General features: G+C 72.8%; 16 protein-coding genes. 11 read left to right on the top strand and 5 right to left on the bottom strand.

What is annotated here, in order from left to right; translation table 11 throughout:
* Nucleotides 1-287: 287 nt before the first annotated feature.
* Nucleotides 288-1,547: an MFS transporter gene (locus E1292_RS29905; RefSeq protein ID WP_220447118.1), complete on the bottom strand. Its 1,260-nt coding sequence runs from the start codon at nt 1,545-1,547 to the stop codon at nt 288-290.
* Nucleotides 1,548-1,613: 66 nt separating this feature from the next.
* Here E1292_RS29905 and E1292_RS29910 point away from each other — a divergent pair, with 66 nt between their 5' ends.
* The 6 genes from E1292_RS29910 to E1292_RS29935 all read left to right on the top strand — a co-directional run bounded on the left by E1292_RS29910 (nt 1,614) and on the right by E1292_RS29935 (nt 5,468).
* Nucleotides 1,614-1,985 carry a MerR family transcriptional regulator gene (locus E1292_RS29910; RefSeq protein WP_132598924.1) on the top strand — a complete coding sequence of 124 codons (372 nt, stop codon included), beginning with the start codon at nt 1,614-1,616 and terminating at the stop codon, nt 1,983-1,985.
* A gap of 29 nt (nt 1,986-2,014) precedes the next feature.
* Nucleotides 2,015-2,632 carry a GNAT family N-acetyltransferase gene (locus tag E1292_RS29915; protein WP_132598926.1) on the top strand — a complete coding sequence of 206 codons (618 nt, stop codon included), beginning with the start codon at nt 2,015-2,017 and terminating at the stop codon, nt 2,630-2,632.
* Nucleotides 2,633-2,656: 24 nt separating this feature from the next.
* Nucleotides 2,657-3,322, top strand: coding sequence for a class I SAM-dependent methyltransferase (locus tag E1292_RS29920; protein ID WP_220447119.1), 666 nt, complete (start codon nt 2,657-2,659; stop codon nt 3,320-3,322).
* A gap of 109 nt (nt 3,323-3,431) precedes the next feature.
* Nucleotides 3,432-3,698, top strand: a complete 267-nt coding sequence (locus E1292_RS29925) for a hypothetical protein (RefSeq protein WP_132598928.1) — start codon at nt 3,432-3,434, stop codon at nt 3,696-3,698.
* A gap of 101 nt (nt 3,699-3,799) precedes the next feature.
* Nucleotides 3,800-4,642, top strand: a complete 843-nt coding sequence (locus tag E1292_RS29930; RefSeq protein ID WP_132598930.1) for an LLM class flavin-dependent oxidoreductase — start codon at nt 3,800-3,802, stop codon at nt 4,640-4,642.
* Between the two features lie 46 nt (nt 4,643-4,688).
* Entirely contained in the window at nt 4,689-5,468 is a 780-nt protein-coding gene (locus E1292_RS29935) for a TetR/AcrR family transcriptional regulator C-terminal domain-containing protein (RefSeq protein WP_132598982.1), read from the top strand.
* A 44-nt stretch (nt 5,469-5,512) separates the two neighbouring features.
* Here E1292_RS29935 and E1292_RS29940 read toward each other — a convergent pair whose 3' ends face one another.
* Both E1292_RS29940 and E1292_RS29945 read right to left on the bottom strand, forming a co-directional pair.
* On the bottom strand, nt 5,513-5,875 hold the full coding sequence (locus tag E1292_RS29940; protein WP_132598932.1) for a DUF4180 domain-containing protein: 363 nt from the start codon (nt 5,873-5,875) through the stop codon (nt 5,513-5,515).
* 49 nt (nt 5,876-5,924) lie between these two features.
* Entirely contained in the window at nt 5,925-6,332 is a 408-nt protein-coding gene (locus E1292_RS29945; RefSeq protein ID WP_132598934.1) for a helix-turn-helix domain-containing protein, read from the bottom strand.
* Nucleotides 6,333-7,121: 789 nt separating this feature from the next.
* Here E1292_RS29945 and E1292_RS29950 point away from each other — a divergent pair.
* Nucleotides 7,122-8,339 carry an erythromycin esterase family protein gene (locus E1292_RS29950; RefSeq protein ID WP_165974807.1) on the top strand — a complete coding sequence of 406 codons (1,218 nt, stop codon included), beginning with the start codon at nt 7,122-7,124 and terminating at the stop codon, nt 8,337-8,339.
* A gap of 324 nt (nt 8,340-8,663) precedes the next feature.
* On the opposite strand, the gene E1292_RS29955 is transcribed toward E1292_RS29950, so the two are convergent.
* Nucleotides 8,664-10,007, bottom strand: a complete 1,344-nt coding sequence (locus E1292_RS29955; protein WP_132598938.1) for a 6-phospho-beta-glucosidase — start codon at nt 10,005-10,007, stop codon at nt 8,664-8,666.
* Nucleotides 10,008-10,017: 10 nt separating this feature from the next.
* Nucleotides 10,018-10,776, bottom strand: a complete 759-nt coding sequence (locus tag E1292_RS29960; protein ID WP_132598940.1) for a DeoR/GlpR family DNA-binding transcription regulator — start codon at nt 10,774-10,776, stop codon at nt 10,018-10,020.
* A 131-nt stretch (nt 10,777-10,907) separates the two neighbouring features.
* On the opposite strand from E1292_RS29960, the gene E1292_RS29965 reads away from it, so the two are divergent.
* Genes E1292_RS29965 through E1292_RS29980 form a run of 4 tightly spaced genes read left to right on the top strand, consistent with a single transcriptional unit; the run spans nt 10,908 to nt 15,226 of the window.
* On the top strand, nt 10,908-12,134 hold the full coding sequence (locus tag E1292_RS29965; protein WP_132598942.1) for a PfkB family carbohydrate kinase: 1,227 nt from the start codon (nt 10,908-10,910) through the stop codon (nt 12,132-12,134).
* 4 nt (nt 12,135-12,138) lie between these two features.
* On the top strand, nt 12,139-13,536 hold the full coding sequence (locus tag E1292_RS29970) for an extracellular solute-binding protein (RefSeq protein WP_132598944.1): 1,398 nt from the start codon (nt 12,139-12,141) through the stop codon (nt 13,534-13,536).
* Nucleotides 13,533-14,429, top strand: a complete 897-nt coding sequence (locus E1292_RS29975; protein WP_132598946.1) for a carbohydrate ABC transporter permease — start codon at nt 13,533-13,535, stop codon at nt 14,427-14,429. The genes E1292_RS29970 and E1292_RS29975 overlap by 4 nt, the downstream gene beginning before the upstream one ends.
* Nucleotides 14,426-15,226, top strand: a complete 801-nt coding sequence (locus E1292_RS29980) for a carbohydrate ABC transporter permease (RefSeq protein WP_132598948.1) — start codon at nt 14,426-14,428, stop codon at nt 15,224-15,226. Before E1292_RS29975 ends, E1292_RS29980 begins: the two co-directional genes overlap by 4 nt.
* Nucleotides 15,227-15,230 lie beyond the last annotated feature (4 nt).

The following is a 15,230-nucleotide window of genomic DNA, read 5'->3' on the forward strand; positions in this document are numbered from 1 at the left end:
GGTGGCGACGGTGTGGATTGTGGTGATCAACCCGTCTACCAGGAGCTTCTTTACGTCATCGGTTGAACACCGGCATCGCGATCATGCTGTGACTAGGCCTCTCGCCGCGGAGCCTGAAAAGGGTTCAGTGTCGGCTCCGGGGTGGAGCACGGTGCTCGGTGACGGCCCAGACCTCCTATACCTCAGCCAGCCGCCAGTCAGTTGATCAATGGGTACGGCGGCGGGGTGCTAAGACTTCGGTGACCTTGGCGATGGCCTCGGCGACCTGCGCGCCGCCGTGGACCTGCTCACCGACAGCCTGCTGTCCCACTTGTCGTACGAGGAACGCGAACTCGTCGATCCCCTGGCCAGGCACGGTCTCTAGCGGCCCGGCGGCCGGGGAACGCGTGCCGGCGCGCCGCGAGCACGATCGCCAGGGCGACCGCCACCAGCGGCAGGGCCGTCCACGGCAGCGCGCCCGCACCGGTACCCTCCAGCACCAGCCCGCCGGCCAGCGACCCGCCCGCGATGCCGGCGTTGTACACCGTGGTCTGCATGGAGGTGGCCACGTCGGCGTTCTCCGGCCCCGACGCGTTCACCAGCGCCGTCTGCAGCAACGTCGGCACGCCTCCGAAGGCCGCGCCCCACAGCGCCACCGCCACCAGGGTGACCGGCCCTCCGAGCGCGCCCAGCACGACCATCGCGCCCGCGACCACGGCCAGCACCACCACGAGCGTCACGCGCAGGGCCCGGTCGATGACCGCGCCCACCACCCAGATCCCCGCGACCGTCCCCACGCCGAACACCAGCAGCACCACACTGGTCCGCCCGGCCCCGGTCAGCGCGGCGAGCGGCGCCAGGTACGTGTACACCGCCTGGTGCCCCACGAGCACCAGCACCGTCACCCCCAGCACCGTCGCGACCCCGGGTACGGCGGCGACCCGCCGCAACGGCACGCGTCCGGCCGCCGCCTCGCCGGGGAAGCCGGGGACCGTGGCCAGCACCCACCCCACCAGGACTGCCGCCGCGACGGCCAGCGCGCCGAACGCGGCCCGCCAGCCGAACATCCCGGCCAGCGCCGCACCCGCCGGGATGCCCGCGCACAACGCCACCGTGATCCCGGCGGAGACGATCGCGATCGCCCGGCCCCGCCGCTCGGGCGGCACCATCCGCGCCGCGTAACCGACCAGCATCGCCCACAGGATCCCGCCCATCGCCCCGGCCAGCACCCGGACCCCGAACGTCACCGCGTAGGACGAGGACAGCGCGGTCGCCGCGTTGCAGGCGGCGAACCCCACCAGCGTCCCCACCAGCACCGGCCGCCGGGCGAACCGCCGCAGCAGCGCCGTCAGCGGGATCGCCGCCAGGAACGACGCCACCGCGTACGCCGTCACCAGGAAGCCGGCCCGCCCCTCCGGCACCCCCAGCGCCGCTCCGATCTGCGGCAGCAGCCCGGCGGGCAACAATTCCGTCATCACCGCCGTGAACGCCGCCGCGAACAACGCCAGCAGTCCCGGCCACGGCATCCTCCCGGCGCGCTCCGCGCCGTCGTGCATCTCATCAGCCATGGGACTAGGCTGAAACCTTCACATCAGTGTGAAGGCAATTCCCGGCCCCACCAACCGAGGTCCGCCATGAGAATCGGGGAGCTCTCCCAGCGCACCGGCGTCCACACACGCATGCTTCGCTACTACGAGGAGCAGGACCTCCTCCACCCGGAACGCGCGGACAACGGTTACCGCTCCTACCCGCCCTCGGCCGTCCAGCGGGTCCAGCAGATCCGCGGCCTGCTCGACTCGGGGCTCACGACGGAGATCATCCGCCGCATCCTCCCGTTCCTCGACGGGCCCGACGAGATCCACCTGCACCCGGAATGCCTCACGCCCGAGCTCGCCGGCCTCCTGGAGGCCGAGGCCGCCCGCATCCAGCAGCGTATCGACTGCCTGGCCCGCAACCGCGACGCCATCCGCGCCTACCTGGCCGCCGTACGCGATCTGCGGCAATGACCCCGCCGGGCGCCTTTACAATGTAGATCATGGAATCGCTGACGGAACTCCTCGCGGAGGTGCAGCGCGGCCGGCCGCCCGCGGCGGACGGCGGCGTGACGATCGTGCCCCAGCCGTCACCCCGCGACGCCGGCGTGATCGCCTTCACCGCGCACGCGGTGGTCTTCACCGACCTCGACCCTGGCTGGGTCCGTGACCGGCTCCCGGCGGACGACCTGTCCGCGCCGCTCTGCCCGCCGTTCCTTCAGGCCATCGCGGACAGGACCGGCCGGCGGATCGGCAACGTCGACCTGCTGGGCCTGGCCCCGCCCCTCGACGGCCCTCCGCCCGTTCCACTGAGCGAGGTCACCGGCGGCGACCACCCCCGGGTGGCGCGGGCCCGCAGGTTCCGCGACGCCGTACGCGTGTGGACCGGCCAGGGCGGCCTGCTCGCCGTGGGGCGCGGGGTGGCCGGACGGTGGGAGATCGCCGTCGAGGTCGAGCCGGGGCACCGCGGCCGCGGTGCGGGCCGGACGCTGGCCACGTGCGCCAGGCACCTCGTCCCCGAGCCGGTGTGGACGCAGGTCGCGCCGGGGAACGCGGCCGCCGTCCGGGCGTTCCTCGCGGCGGGATACCAGCCCGTGGGGGCGGAGGTCCTGCTTGCCTGACCGCCGGCGGGGCAGGCTGATGAGGTGCCGACCGAACAGGAGGTGACCGGCATGGGCCGCGGAAAGCTCCTGCGCCACCACCACGAGCATTCCGGCACCATCGACCATCCACGCGCCTACGAGCTGTTCTCCCGCCTCGGTTACGCGGGGCGCAGGCGGCTGGTGTTCACGCAGCTGGCCGCACTGGCCGGCGCCGGACCCGGCGACCGGGTGCTGGACGTGGGCTGCGGCACCGGCTACCTCACCCGCCGCCTGGCGCCGCTGGTGGCACCCGGAGGCCGGGTCGTCGGCGTGGACCCGTCGCCGCGGATGATCGCCTACGCCCGCCACCGCGCCCCGGCGAACTGCGCCTACCTGGTGGGCGAGGGGCAGGCGCTGGACCTGCCCGGCGGGCCGTTCGACGTGGTGGTCTCCAGCCTGGCCGTGCACCACATCCCGGCCGGGGCGCGGGAGACCGCCGTCCGGGAGATGTTCCGCGTGCTGCGCCCGGGCGGCAGGCTGCTGATCGCGGAGCTCCGCCCGCCGCGGCGGCCGCTCGCGCGCCGGCTGACCGGCCTGGTGAGCGGGCACGCCCTGGGGCACGACCCCAGGGAGACGCCGGCCGCGCTGGTGCCGGCCGCCGGGTTCCAGGTGCAGGCCGAGGGCGACCTGTGGCCGCTGCTGTGCTACGTGCGGGCGGTCAAACCGTAGTGCGGCGCAGCCGTCCTGTTGATCAAAAAAGGGCGTGGCGCTCCCTGCTGCCACAAGATCGCTACGTATAGTGATGGCCGATGTCACTTCGTGATTACAGGGGGAGATCATGAGAAGTACCCTCATCGCCACCGGCGGTGCACTGGCCGCGGCGGCCGTGGTGTTCGGGGCCGGCGCAGCCGCCGCCGACTCCAGCCGGCACCCGCACCACTGTGACCTCGCGGTGAACGAAGACTCGACCTACCACCACGTGACGGACCACGGAAGGTTCGCCGGCACCCGCGACATCGATGCCTGCGTCCCACGCCACGACCACGGGCGCGGCAACCCGAACTGGGACCGTCGCAGCTGGGTGTTCGACTGGCTCACCCGCTGACATCCCGCGACCCGCCTGGTCCCGGCCCCCGCCGCACGGGTGCCGGGACCACGGCTTCTCCGCCGCGTCGCCCGGCCGTCCGCATTCGGTAGCCTTGCCCGGTGCGACTTGGCGTGAACGTTCCCAACTTCGGCCCCGGCACCGACCCAGGCGTCCTGCGGCGGTGGGCGCAGACCGCCGAAGGGCTGGGGTTCGACCTGCTGATGGTGTCCGACCACGTCGTGATCACCCCCGACGTGGCGCAGAAATATCCGGCGCCCTTCTACGAACCCTTCACCACCCTCGCCTGGCTCGCCGGGTGCACCAGCCGCATCGCCCTCGGCACGACCGTGCTGATCGTCCCCTACCGGCACCCGCTGCTCGTGGCCCGCATGGCGGCCAACCTCAACGACCTCAGCGGCGGGCGGCTGGTGCTGGGTGTCGGGGTCGGGTGGGCGCGGCAGGAGTTCGAGGCGCTCGGCGTGGCGCACGAGCGGCGCGGCCGGCTGACCGACGAGCATCTCGCGGCGATCCGCGCCGCCTGGGCGGGCGAGCACGACTACCGCTCCGGCGGCATACCGATCTGGGTGGGCGGCAACAGCGACGCGGCCCTGCGCAGGGCGGCACGGTTCGGCGAGGCCTGGCACCCGCTCAGGAACACCATGTCCTACCTGCGGGAGACGTGGCCGCGGCTGAAAGACCTCGCCGCCGGGCAGGGCCGGCCGGTGCCCGACCTGGCGCCCAGGATCATGTTGCGGGTCACCGCGTCGCCCGTCACGGGCCCCGACCGGCTCGCGGGCGTGGGCACGATCGAGCAGATCACCGACGACCTCGAGCAACTGCGCCTGCTCGGCGCGGGGACCGTCGTCCTCGACCCCTTCTCCGGCGACCCGGCCGAGACGCTCCACCCGGAGGCTGCCTGGGAGATGATCGCCGCTGTGGCCGCCCGCAGAGGCGCCCGCTGATAGCCTTTATGGCGTAAAGAGTTTATTCCGCGTGGGGAGTTCCGCGTTGGTCGTCTACGCCGGGCAGGGTGACGCGCGCCGCTCGATGGCACTGCTGTGGCGCACGGGAGAGCCGGGAGAGGTGCGGCCCGGCCCCAAGCCGGGGCTGAGCGTCGACGCGATCGTCGACGCCGCCATCGCCGTGGCCGACAGCGAGGGCATGGCGGCGCTGTCCATGCGGAAGGTCGGCGAGCGGCTCGGCCGCACCGGGATGGCCCTCTACACCTACGTGCCGAACAAGGGCGAGCTGGTCGACCTGATGTACGACCGGGTCCTGGCCGAGCTGCCCACCGAGCACGACCTGAGCGGCGGGTGGCGGGCGGCCGTCACGTCATGGGCCGAGCACGTCCTGGCGTTCTACCTGCGGCATCCGTGGGTGCTTCAGGTGTCGCAGGCGCGGCCGGTGCTGGGGCCCAACGAGTTCGCGATGCTGGAGGGCCTGGTCCGGATCCTGCGGGAGACCGGCCTGCGGCCGCGCCGGCTGCGGGGGGTCGTGGCGCTGCTGTCCGACTTCGTACGAGGGGCGGCGAGGACGGTCTCCGAGTCGCGGCAGGCACCGTCGGCGACGGGGGTGTCCGACGAGGAGTGGTGGCAGGCCCGCTCGTCGCTGCTGGAGGAGGTGGCGCCCGGGTTCGCCGCCCGGTTCCCCATGGTGACGTGGGTGGAGTCGGAGGACGACGAGCCCGCGACGGACGAGCCCTACCTGGAACACCGGGTGGGCGAGACGTTCGCCGTCGGCCTGGCCGTGCTGCTCGACGGCATCGAGGCGGCCGTGAAGTCCGGCTGAGCCCCGGCCCGGCCCGGGCGCGTCCCGGCAGGTCTCAGCGGGTCTCAGCGCGGATCGGCCGAGTGATCGCGGCCCGACCGCCGTTCCGCCAGTTCCTCGAGGTCGCGTACGAACCAGATGTGCTCGCCCCGGTTCGACTCGGTCACCCACGCCTCCAGCGCGGAGCCGGGAGGGGCGAGACGGGAGACGTCGCCGACCACCGCCAGGCCGATCCGGTAGTTGACGAACTTCTGCGCGAACTCTCCTGCGACGCCGCTGCGCAGGACGAAGAAGTCGGCGTGCAGGCGCTCCACGGGCACGGCCACCCAGGTGGCCTGCCGCCCCCAGGCCTCGCCGATCAGGTCGAGCGCGTCGCGTGCCTCGCGGAGAGGCTCGCCGTGCGGGTCGCAGACGTAGAGGTCGGGCATGGCAATCTCCAGAACGTTGGTTGATCCAGGTCGGCGGCGGCCGAGGGGGTCAGTCCCGTACCAGGGCGTCGACGATCCGCAGCACCTGGGCGGTCTCCTCGAGCCCGCCCAGAACGATGATCTTCAGGTGGGAGCGCTCCTCGTCGTGGACGAACTCCACGCGCAACCCGCGCGGCTCGCCCGCCAGGGCTCCCAGGACCATCGTGCTGACACGGTCCATGTCGCCCCTGGCGATGCCGTCGATCTGCACGATGCTCGACACCTCGGCGCGGCGGGCGGGTGCGGGAGCGGGCGTGGCGACCGGCAGGCCGGTGAACGCCGCAAGATCCTCCTTGGCGATGCGGTACTGCTTGCCGATCCGCACGGCGGGCAGCCGTCCGTCACGCACGTAGTTACGCACGGTCTTGACGTGCAGCCCCAGCTGGGCCGCCACCTGCTCCACGGTGAAATGCTCCATAGCAGTCCCCATTATGGTGCATGTCAGGGAGTGATAGGGATGTTTATGGCAGCACAGGGCTGGACGGCACCGGCCCAGAACGGGCCTGGCGACGCTCCACGTGCCGGTCGTCACGACGATCAGTCGATGATCCCGAGCCCGGACTGCGCGGCGAGGACGGCTGGGCGGCGCGCCGCGGGACGGTTGTCACGACGAGCATGGGGCCGGCCGCGCCGAGGAGGAGGAGGCGGCGGCGGCGAGCGCCGCGCGCCGTCCCGCAGCGCGGGCTGAGCGACGACGCCGGCCTGACGGGATCCTCCTCCCGGACTACGGGCGTGTACGCCGGGGCACGCGAACCAGCCACGATCGCAGCGGCCCGGCTACGCCAGGCGACGTAGCGGGCGCGCCGCTCCACGGCCGACGCGGGAAAGGGCCTTGGCCAGCAGGGTTTGACGCGTGGCACGAACGACACCCCGCGGCCGGGCGGCGGCGGGGCCCAGGGAGGAGACACGCATGCGACATTCTCACGCACGCCCGCGATGGCCGTGGAAGGCGTTCACACTGGCGGCGGCGGGAACAACCGTGATCGCCGTGACAGCGACCCCCGCGGCGCAGGCCGCAACGCCCACGGCAGGGCGAGCCGCAACGCTCACCCCAGGGCAGGCCGCAGGGCAGGCAGCGGCGGCAGCGCAAGCCGCAGCGCTCAGCGCAGGGCAGGCCGCAGGGCAGGCGGCAGCGCTTACCGCGGGGCAGGGGGCAGCGCCCACGGCAGGGCGGGCTGCGGCGCCCACCGCAAGGGCCGGCTCGTCCGTGACCGGCTGGCTCCGGCGGCACGCCGTGCCCCTCGCCGGCATCGACCCCGCGGCCCCGCTGACCGACCTGGCCGCGCTCCGTCCCATGGTGGGCGACGCGTCCGTCGTCGGGCTGGGCGAGTCGACCCACGGGGCGGCCGAGGAGACCAGGCTCAAGCACCGCACGCTGCGCTACCTGGTCGAGGAGCTGGGTTTCCGCTCCATCGCCTGGGAGGAGGACTGGACGGTGGGCCTGGAGGTCGACGACTACCTGCGCACCGGCAAGGGCGACGTGAACACCTTGGTGCGGAAGATGGCCCGCACCTGGCGGACACGGGAGGTGGCCGACGTGCTGCGCTGGCTGCGCGCGTACAACGCCACCCACGAGAAGCAGGTGCGGTTCGTCGGCGTGGAGTGCTTCGCCACCGGGCACCGGGCCTACGACGCCGTCACCAGGTACGTCGCCGAGACCGCCCCCGGCCGGAAGGCCGAGCTGGCGCGCCACATGTGGAAGATCCGGCCCGACACGGCCGACATGGGCGCCTACGTCCAGTGGTACTACGGGGTCAAGGACAAGAAGCCCTACATCCGGCACGCGCGCCAGGCGTACGAGCTGGTCAGGAAGGTGCCCCACGACGACGGCGACCGCGCGTACGAGCTGGCCCTGCAGCACGCCCGCCAGATCGTCTCCTTCTACGAGTACTTCGACCAGAAGAACATCTACCAGTACCGCGACGCGCGGGCGGCCGAGAACCTGCGCTGGTGGCGCGGCCGTACCGGTGACAGGATCGCCTACTGGGCGGCCTCGCCGCACACCGCTAAGGCGTCCGGCATGACCGTCCACGCGCCCGGCCAGCCGCCCCTGCGCTTCGACGGCGCCGGGTCGCTCCTGCGGCGCTGGTACGGCGAGAAGTACCGCTCCATCGGGTTCACCTTCACCCGGGGCACCCTCGCAGGCGCCGACGGAAGGCCGGCCCGGGTGCCCGCGCCGCCGCGCGACTGGGCCGACGCGCCGTTCGCCGCGGTGCGGCACGCCCAGTACGCCGTCGACCTCAGGGCGTCGCGGGCACCCGCCGCGGTGCGCGCATGGTTGCGGACGCCGGCGAAGATGCGCTGCGTGGCCGCGTACGACCCGGCCGAGCCCGAGGGCCACTACATGAGCGGGAGCTCACCGGCCGGCTGGTTCGACGTGATCATCCATCGCCAGCAGATCAGCCCACCCCATCCGATCACCTGAGCCGATCGCCTCAGCCCTTCGCCTGCCATGTCACCGGGCCGGGCACGGGGTCCCCCTGACGGATGCATCCCCCTGACCGGTGCGTCCCCCTGACCGGTGCGTCCCCCTGACCGGTGCGTCCGCCTTGGCGGTGCGGCATCCGCCCGGCGGGTACGGCGTCCGCACCCGGCCCGGACGGACGGTGACATCAGCGGCGCCCCGCACGGCCGGCCAGGCTCACGGAGGGCCAGGCCGCACGGACCGGAGACCCGCACGAGGCAGCGGCCCGCACGCGCAGGAGACCCCGACGCATCGGAGACCCGCACGTATACGGGCCCGCACGGATCAGGGGCGGGTGAAGACCGCGTCCAGCTCCGGGATGCGGGCCCGGTAGCCGTCGAGCAGTTCGCGGGCCACCGGCACGGAGTCGACCAGCGGATGCAGCGCGAACGCCGCCGCCGCCTGCCGCGGCGACCCCGACAGCGCCGCCTCGATGGCCGTCTGCTCCACCGCCTTCACCTGCTGGACCAGGCCGAGGAAGCGGCCGGGGAGCGGGCCGGTGGCCAGCGGCCGCACGCCCCCGCCGCCCACCGTGCACGGGATCTCCACGACCGCCTCGGCGGGCAGCCCGGGCACCGCGCCGCCGTTGCGCACGTTGAGGATCATGGTGGACGACTCCCCGCGCGCGATGGCGGCCATCAGGGCCAGCGCGATGCCTTCATAGCCGCCCGCCTCCAGGTCGGCGGCGTCGCGCTCCCCGGCCGCGGCCACGCCGCGCTCCCCGGCCATGTACGACTCGTCGCGCTCCCTGCGCGCCCTCTCCCACACGGCCAGGGCGTCGCCCGGCCGGGCCCGTACGGCCGCGTAGAAGTCGTCCTGCTGCCGCAGCAGGGTCTCGCCGCGGGTGCGGCCGGAGATCGCGGCGACCGCCTCGCGGGTGAAGTAGTAGTAGTACAGGTATTCGTTGGGGATCGCGCCCAGCGTGCGCACCCAGTCGGCGCCGAAGACGCGGGCCTCCTCCACCTGCCGCAGCGCCGCGTCGTCGGCGAGCAGGCGGGGCAGGACGTCCTCGCCCTGGTGGGTCAGGCCGCACAGCCAGCCGAGGTGGTTGAGCCCGACGTATCCGGGCGACACGCGTGCCGGGTCGAGCCCGAGCGCGGCGGCGGCCCGGCGCACCAGCCCGATCGGCGAGTCGCAGATGCCGATCACGCGGTCGCCGAGCACCTGGCGCATGGCCTCGGTGATCATGCCGGCGGGGTTGGTGAAGTTGATGACCCAGGCCTGGGGGGCGAGGGCGGCCACCCGTTCGGCCACCCGCACCGCGACCGGGACGGTGCGCAGGCCGTAGGCGATGCCGCCTGGGCCGGTCGTCTCCTGGCCGAGCAGGCCCAGTTGCAGCGCGACCCGTTCGTCGGCGACGCGGCCCGCCAGCCCGCCGACGCGGATGGCGGAGAAGACGAAGTCCGCGTCGCGCAGCGCGGTGTCCAGGTCGGTGGTGACGCGCACCTCGGGCGGGTCGTCGTGCCTGGCGGCCTGGGAGCGCAGCACGTGCAGCATGGCATCGAGCCGCTCGGCGGACACGTCGTGGAGCACCACCTCCTCCACGCGCGGCTTGGCGGCGTCGCGCAGGAGCGCGCCATAGACGAGCGGGACCCTGAAGCCTCCGCCGCCGAGGACGGCCAGTCTCATCCGCACCCCTTCATGTGAGAAGCACCTGGGATCCCGCGGCGGCGCAGGCGCGCAGCGTCGTCTCGTCGGCGCCCTCGTTCGTGACGATCAGGTCGATGTCCTCGGGCCCGCACACCCGCAGGGCGCCGGTGCCGGGGAACTTGTGCCGGTCGACGAGCAGCACCACCTGCTCCGCCGCCGCGATCATGGCGCGCTTCAGCGGGACCTCGGCCAGCGTGGTGTCGACGAGCTGCCCGTCGGGCCGTACGCCGCTGGCCCCCAGGAACACCCGGTCGGCGACGACCTGGCTCAGCGCCGCCTCGGTGAGCACCCCGACCAGCGAGTGGTACGTCCTGCGCACCATGCCGCCGAGCAGCAGCAGCTCGACCGCGGAATCGGAGCGGAGCGCGTCGAGCACGGCCAGGCTGGAGGTGACCACCGTGACCCGCCGGCCGCGCAGCCTCCTGGCCAGCCGCATCGTCGTGGTGCCGATGTCGAGCAGCAGCACCTCGCCGTCGGCGACGAGTTGCGCGGCCCGGACGGCCACGGCCTCCTTGTCCTGCTCGTCGACCGCGGCCACCTCGGCGAAGGGCCGGTCGTCGTCGGCGTCCGCGCCGGCCAGGGCTCCGCCGCGGACCCGCCTGAGCGTGCCGTCGCGGTCGAGCACCTCGAGGTCCCTGCGGATGGTGGACGGGCTCACGCCGAGCTGGCTGGCGAGATCGCGGACGCTGGTCGCGCCGGAGAGCCGGACCCTTCGCATGATCTCGGCATGCCTGAGGCGCTGAAGCACGGCGCGAGTCTATCAGTCAAATTCGCGCAAGAGTAAGCATTACTAAGCAAAAACAACGGCAAAGTACTTGAAGTACGCGAGCAAACATGCAAGATTGCGCACAATCGGAGTGTCGAGGAGGCCCCATCCCCGTGTCTGCCCAGGCGTACGACCCTCTCGCCGCTGAGCGCACACCTGAGGGTCCGCAGTTCGACGTGTTCCTGGCGGGCACCGTCTTCCTCGACATCATCTTCACAGGCCTGCCCGCCATGCCCGCCGCCGGCACCGAGATCTGGGCCGAGGGGATGGGCTCGTGCCCCGGCGGCATCGCCAACCTGGCCATCGCGACCAGCCGGCTGGGCCTGCGTACCGCGCTGGCCGCCGCGTTCGGCGACGACGACTACGGCGACTTCTGCTGGCGCACGCTCGAGGAGCAGGAGGCGGTCGACCTGTCCAGGTCGCGGCGCTTCGAGCAGTGGCACTCGCCGGTGACGGTCTCCATGGCGGTCGACCGCGACCGCAGCATGGTGACGCACGGCCACCCCGCTCCCATGGCGAGCGCCGAGATGATCGGCTCCCCGCCCCGGTCCCGGGCGGTGATCGTGACGCTCTCCCCCGACGAGCCGCTCGGCTCGCCCGGCGGTTCGAGCAACTGGGCCGAGCCGGCCCACCGGAACGGCGCCCTCATCTTCGCGGACGTCGGCTGGGACCCGTCGGGCTCCTGGCCGTCGTCGATGCTCGACCAGCTGTCCTTCTGCCACGCGTTCATGCCCAACGCGATCGAGGCGATGGCCTACACCGGCGCCGACACCCCGCGCGACGCGCTCTACGTGATCGCCGACAAGGTCCCCCTCGCGGTGGTGACCGACGGGGCCAACGGCGCCATGGCCATCGACTCCACGACGGGCGAGGAGGCGTTCGTCCCCGCGCCGCGGGTGACGGCGCTCGACCCCACCGGCGCGGGCGACGTCTTCGGCGCCGGACTCGTGCTCGGCACGCTGTGCCGCTGGCCGCTCACCGACCGGCTGGCCTTCGCGCAGGTCTGCGCGGGGCTCGCGGTGCAGCAGTTCGGCGGCTCGCTGGCCGCGCCCGGCTGGGGCGACATCGCCGACTGGTGGCACGAGGTGCGCGCGGCGGCCGACCGCAGCGGCGCCTACGGCAGCTCGCTGGCCCGCCGCTACGCCTTCCTCGACCGGCTGGTGCCCACCGTCCCGGTGGGCGCGGTCCGCCGCGCGGCGGCCACCATCGCCCGCTACGCCGACGTGGGCATGCCGCCCGGAGCCACGGGTACGCAGCCGCACAAGACCCCCCACGAGGCGCCCGACGACCCCGGCGACGAGGGCCCGGCCACGTCTCGCGTGCCTGCGCAGAAGGAGTGACACCATGAACGCCCCGACGCGAGAAGTCCGGAGCACGAGATCGCCGGGTTCCAGGACGCTCGCCGTGCTCGCCGCGGCGGCCCTGGCCCTCACGGCGTGCGCGCCCGGCTCCTCGGCCCCGCCGGCGGCCACCCCCTCGCAGCCGAGCGCGTCGGCGGTCCGCACGGACGCCGCGACCCTCGGCGACGTCACTCTCACGGTCTGGGACCAGGAGGTACGCGGCGGGCAGGCGGCCCAGATGAAACAGCTCAACGCCGCGTTCGAGGCGAAATACCCCAACATCAAGCTCAACCGGGTGTCCCGCTCCTTCGACGACCTCAACACCACCCTGCGCCTGGCGCTCAGCGGCAACGAGCCGCCCGACGTGGTGGAGGCCAACAACGGCCGCTCCTCGATGGGCGCGTTCGTCAAGGCCGGCCAGCTGCTGCCGCTGGACTCCTACGCCGAGGCGTACGGGTGGAAGGACCGCTATCCGGAGTCGGTGCTGCGCTACTCGCGCTACAGCGCCGACGGCAAGCTGTTCGGCGAGGGCAACCTGTACGGCCTGCCGCAGGTCGGCGAGGTCGTCGGCATCTTCTACAACGCCGCCAAGCTCACCGAGCTGGGCCTGGAGCCGCCGAAGACCTGGGAGGAGTTCCAGGCGGCGCTGGCCAAGGCCAAGGCCGCCGGCGAGGTGCCGATGCAGCTGGGCAACCTCGACAAGTGGCCCGCCGTGCACGTGTTCGGCACCGTGCAGAGCCGCGAGGTGCCCGCCGACCAGATCCGCACGCTGGCCTTCGGCCGCAGGGGCGCCTCGTGGAACACGCCCGAGAACACCAGGGCCGCCCAGCAGCTCGTCGACTGGGTGGGCGAGGGCTACTTCAACAAGGGCTTCAACGGGCAGGGCTACGACCCGGCGTGGCAGGCGTTCGGCAAGGGCGAGGGCGTCTTCATGATCGCCGGCACGTGGCTCCTCGCCGACCTGCAGAAGAACCTGGGCGACGACGTCGGCTTCATCCTGCCGCCGGGCGCCACGGCCGGCGCCGCGCCCGTCGCGACCGGGGGCACCGGCCTGCCGTTCGCCATCACGGCCAAGAGCCCGCACCCGGACGCGGCGGCGGCGTACATCGACTTCATCACCAGCGCCGACGCGATGAAGGTGCTCACCGACACCGGCAACCTGCCCGTCGCCGACACGGCCGCGCAGAAGGTGCCCGAGGGCCCGCAGCAGGACGTCTTCTCCGCGTTCGGCACGGTGACCGCGAAGAACGGGCTGGTCCCCTACCTCGACTACGCCACGCCGACGTTCGCCGACACGCTGGGCGCGGCGCTGCAGGACCTGCTGGCCGGGAAGGCGAGCCCGCAGGAGTTCCTGGCCACGCTGGAGAAGGACTACAAGACCTTCGCTGAGAGCAACGGGTGACCCAGCGGACGGGCGCGGCCCGGCCTCCGGGGGAGCCGCGCCGCGTCGCCTACCTCTACCTGCTCCCGGCGTTCTTGATCTACGCGGCGTTCCTGCTCTACCCGATCGGCCGCGCGGTCCACCTGTCGTTCTTCGACTGGGACGGGCTGTCGCTCGGCCGCTGGGCCGGCCTGGACAACTACGTGGCGCTCGTCGCCGACGAGGGGCTGCGGGCCGCCTTCGGGCACGCCCTGGTGCTCATCGTGTTCTACGCGGTCGTCCCGCTGGCCATCGGGCTGGCGCTGGCGGCGATCCTCCACCACGCCAAGGTCCGCGGGCTCGGGTTCTTCCGCACCGTGGTGTTCCTGCCGCAGGTCATCGCCATGGTCGTGGTGGCCGTCGCCTGGCGGCGCATCTACGCCCCCGACGGCACGCTGAACAGCCTGCTCGGCGCGCTCGGGCTCGACTCGCTGACGCGGGGCTGGCTGGGCGACCACACGTTCGCGCTGCCCGCGGTCGGGGTGGTCGGCACGTGGTTCGAGACAGGGCTGGTGACCGTGCTGCTGCTGGCCGGGATGAGCCGCATCCCCGTCGAGCTGTACGAGGCGGCACGGCTCGACGGGGCCGGGGCCGTCAAGGAGTTCTTCGCCGTCACCCTGCCGTCGGTGCGCGGGGAGATCGCGGTGGCGCTGACGCTGACCGTGATCGCCGCGCTGCGCACGTTCGACCTGGTGTACGTCACCACGCGCGGCGGCCCCGGCGACTCCACGTCGGTGCCGTCGTACGAGGTCTACCACCGGGCCTTCGGGCTCAGCCAGGTCGGCTCGGCGGCGGCCATCGGCGTGACGCTCACCGTCGTGATCTTCGCCATCTCGTTCGGCATCAACAGGTTCGCGGACAGGGGGGCCACGTGATCTCGCGCGGGGAGCGGGTGGCCAACTACGTGATCCTTTCGGCGTTCGCCGCGTTCGCGCTCTTCCCCATCGTGACGATCCTGTCGGCCGCGCTCGGTCCCGCCGACAGCGGCGGCACGGCCGGGCTCGGCAACTTCGCCGCGGCCTGGGAGATCGGGCACTTCGGCACCTACCTGCGCAGCAGCCTGCTGGTGTCGGCGTTCGTCGTGGTCGTGAGCGTGATCCTGTCGATCATGAGCGGGTACGCGTTCGGCACCATGCGCTTTCGCGGCCAGTCGGCGCTGTTCTACCTGTTCCTCGTCGGGATCATGATGCCGAGCGAGGCCATCGCGGTCCCGCTCTACTTCGACCTGCGCACGCTCGGCCTGATCGACACGTTCTGGTCGGTGACGCTGCCGCAGGTCGCGCTGTCGGTGGCGTTCGGCACGTTCTGGATGCGGGCGTACTTCCGGGCGTCCAACCGGGCGATCGTCGAGGCGGCGCGCATCGACGGCGCGTCGAGCTGGCGCATCCTGTGGCGGGTGCTGCTGCCGCCGGCCCGGCCGGCCGTCGTCACCCTGACCCTCCTGGTCTTCATGTGGACCTGGAACGAGTTCCTCATCCCGCTGATCATGGTGACCAGCGAGTCGTTGCGGACCGCGCCGCTGGGTCTGGCCTTCTTCCAGGGCCAGTACACCTCCGGCTTCACCCTTCTCGCGGCCGGCTCGGTGATCGTGGCGACGCCGGTCGTGGTCTTCTACCTGTTCCTCCAGCGCCATTTCGTCCGCGGGCTGCTCCAGGGGGCGGTCCGCGAGTAGTCAT

Source organism: Nonomuraea deserti (assembly GCF_004348685.1).
Taxonomy (GTDB): Bacteria; Actinomycetota; Actinomycetes; order Streptosporangiales; family Streptosporangiaceae; genus Nonomuraea; species Nonomuraea deserti.

Coding starts and splice junctions, on each gene's coding strand:
- E1292_RS29905 (WP_220447118.1), bottom strand. CDS start 1,547: ATGGCTGATGAGATGCACGACGGCGCGGAGCGCGCCGGGAGGATGCCG.
- E1292_RS29910 (WP_132598924.1), top strand. CDS start 1,614: ATGAGAATCGGGGAGCTCTCCCAGCGCACCGGCGTCCACACACGCATG.
- E1292_RS29915 (WP_132598926.1), top strand. CDS start 2,015: ATGGAATCGCTGACGGAACTCCTCGCGGAGGTGCAGCGCGGCCGGCCG.
- E1292_RS29925 (WP_132598928.1), top strand. CDS start 3,432: ATGAGAAGTACCCTCATCGCCACCGGCGGTGCACTGGCCGCGGCGGCC.
- E1292_RS29940 (WP_132598932.1), bottom strand. CDS start 5,875: ATGCCCGACCTCTACGTCTGCGACCCGCACGGCGAGCCTCTCCGCGAG.
- E1292_RS29945 (WP_132598934.1), bottom strand. CDS start 6,332: ATGGAGCATTTCACCGTGGAGCAGGTGGCGGCCCAGCTGGGGCTGCAC.
- E1292_RS29955 (WP_132598938.1), bottom strand. CDS start 10,007: ATGAGACTGGCCGTCCTCGGCGGCGGAGGCTTCAGGGTCCCGCTCGTC.
- E1292_RS29970 (WP_132598944.1), top strand. CDS start 12,139: ATGAACGCCCCGACGCGAGAAGTCCGGAGCACGAGATCGCCGGGTTCC.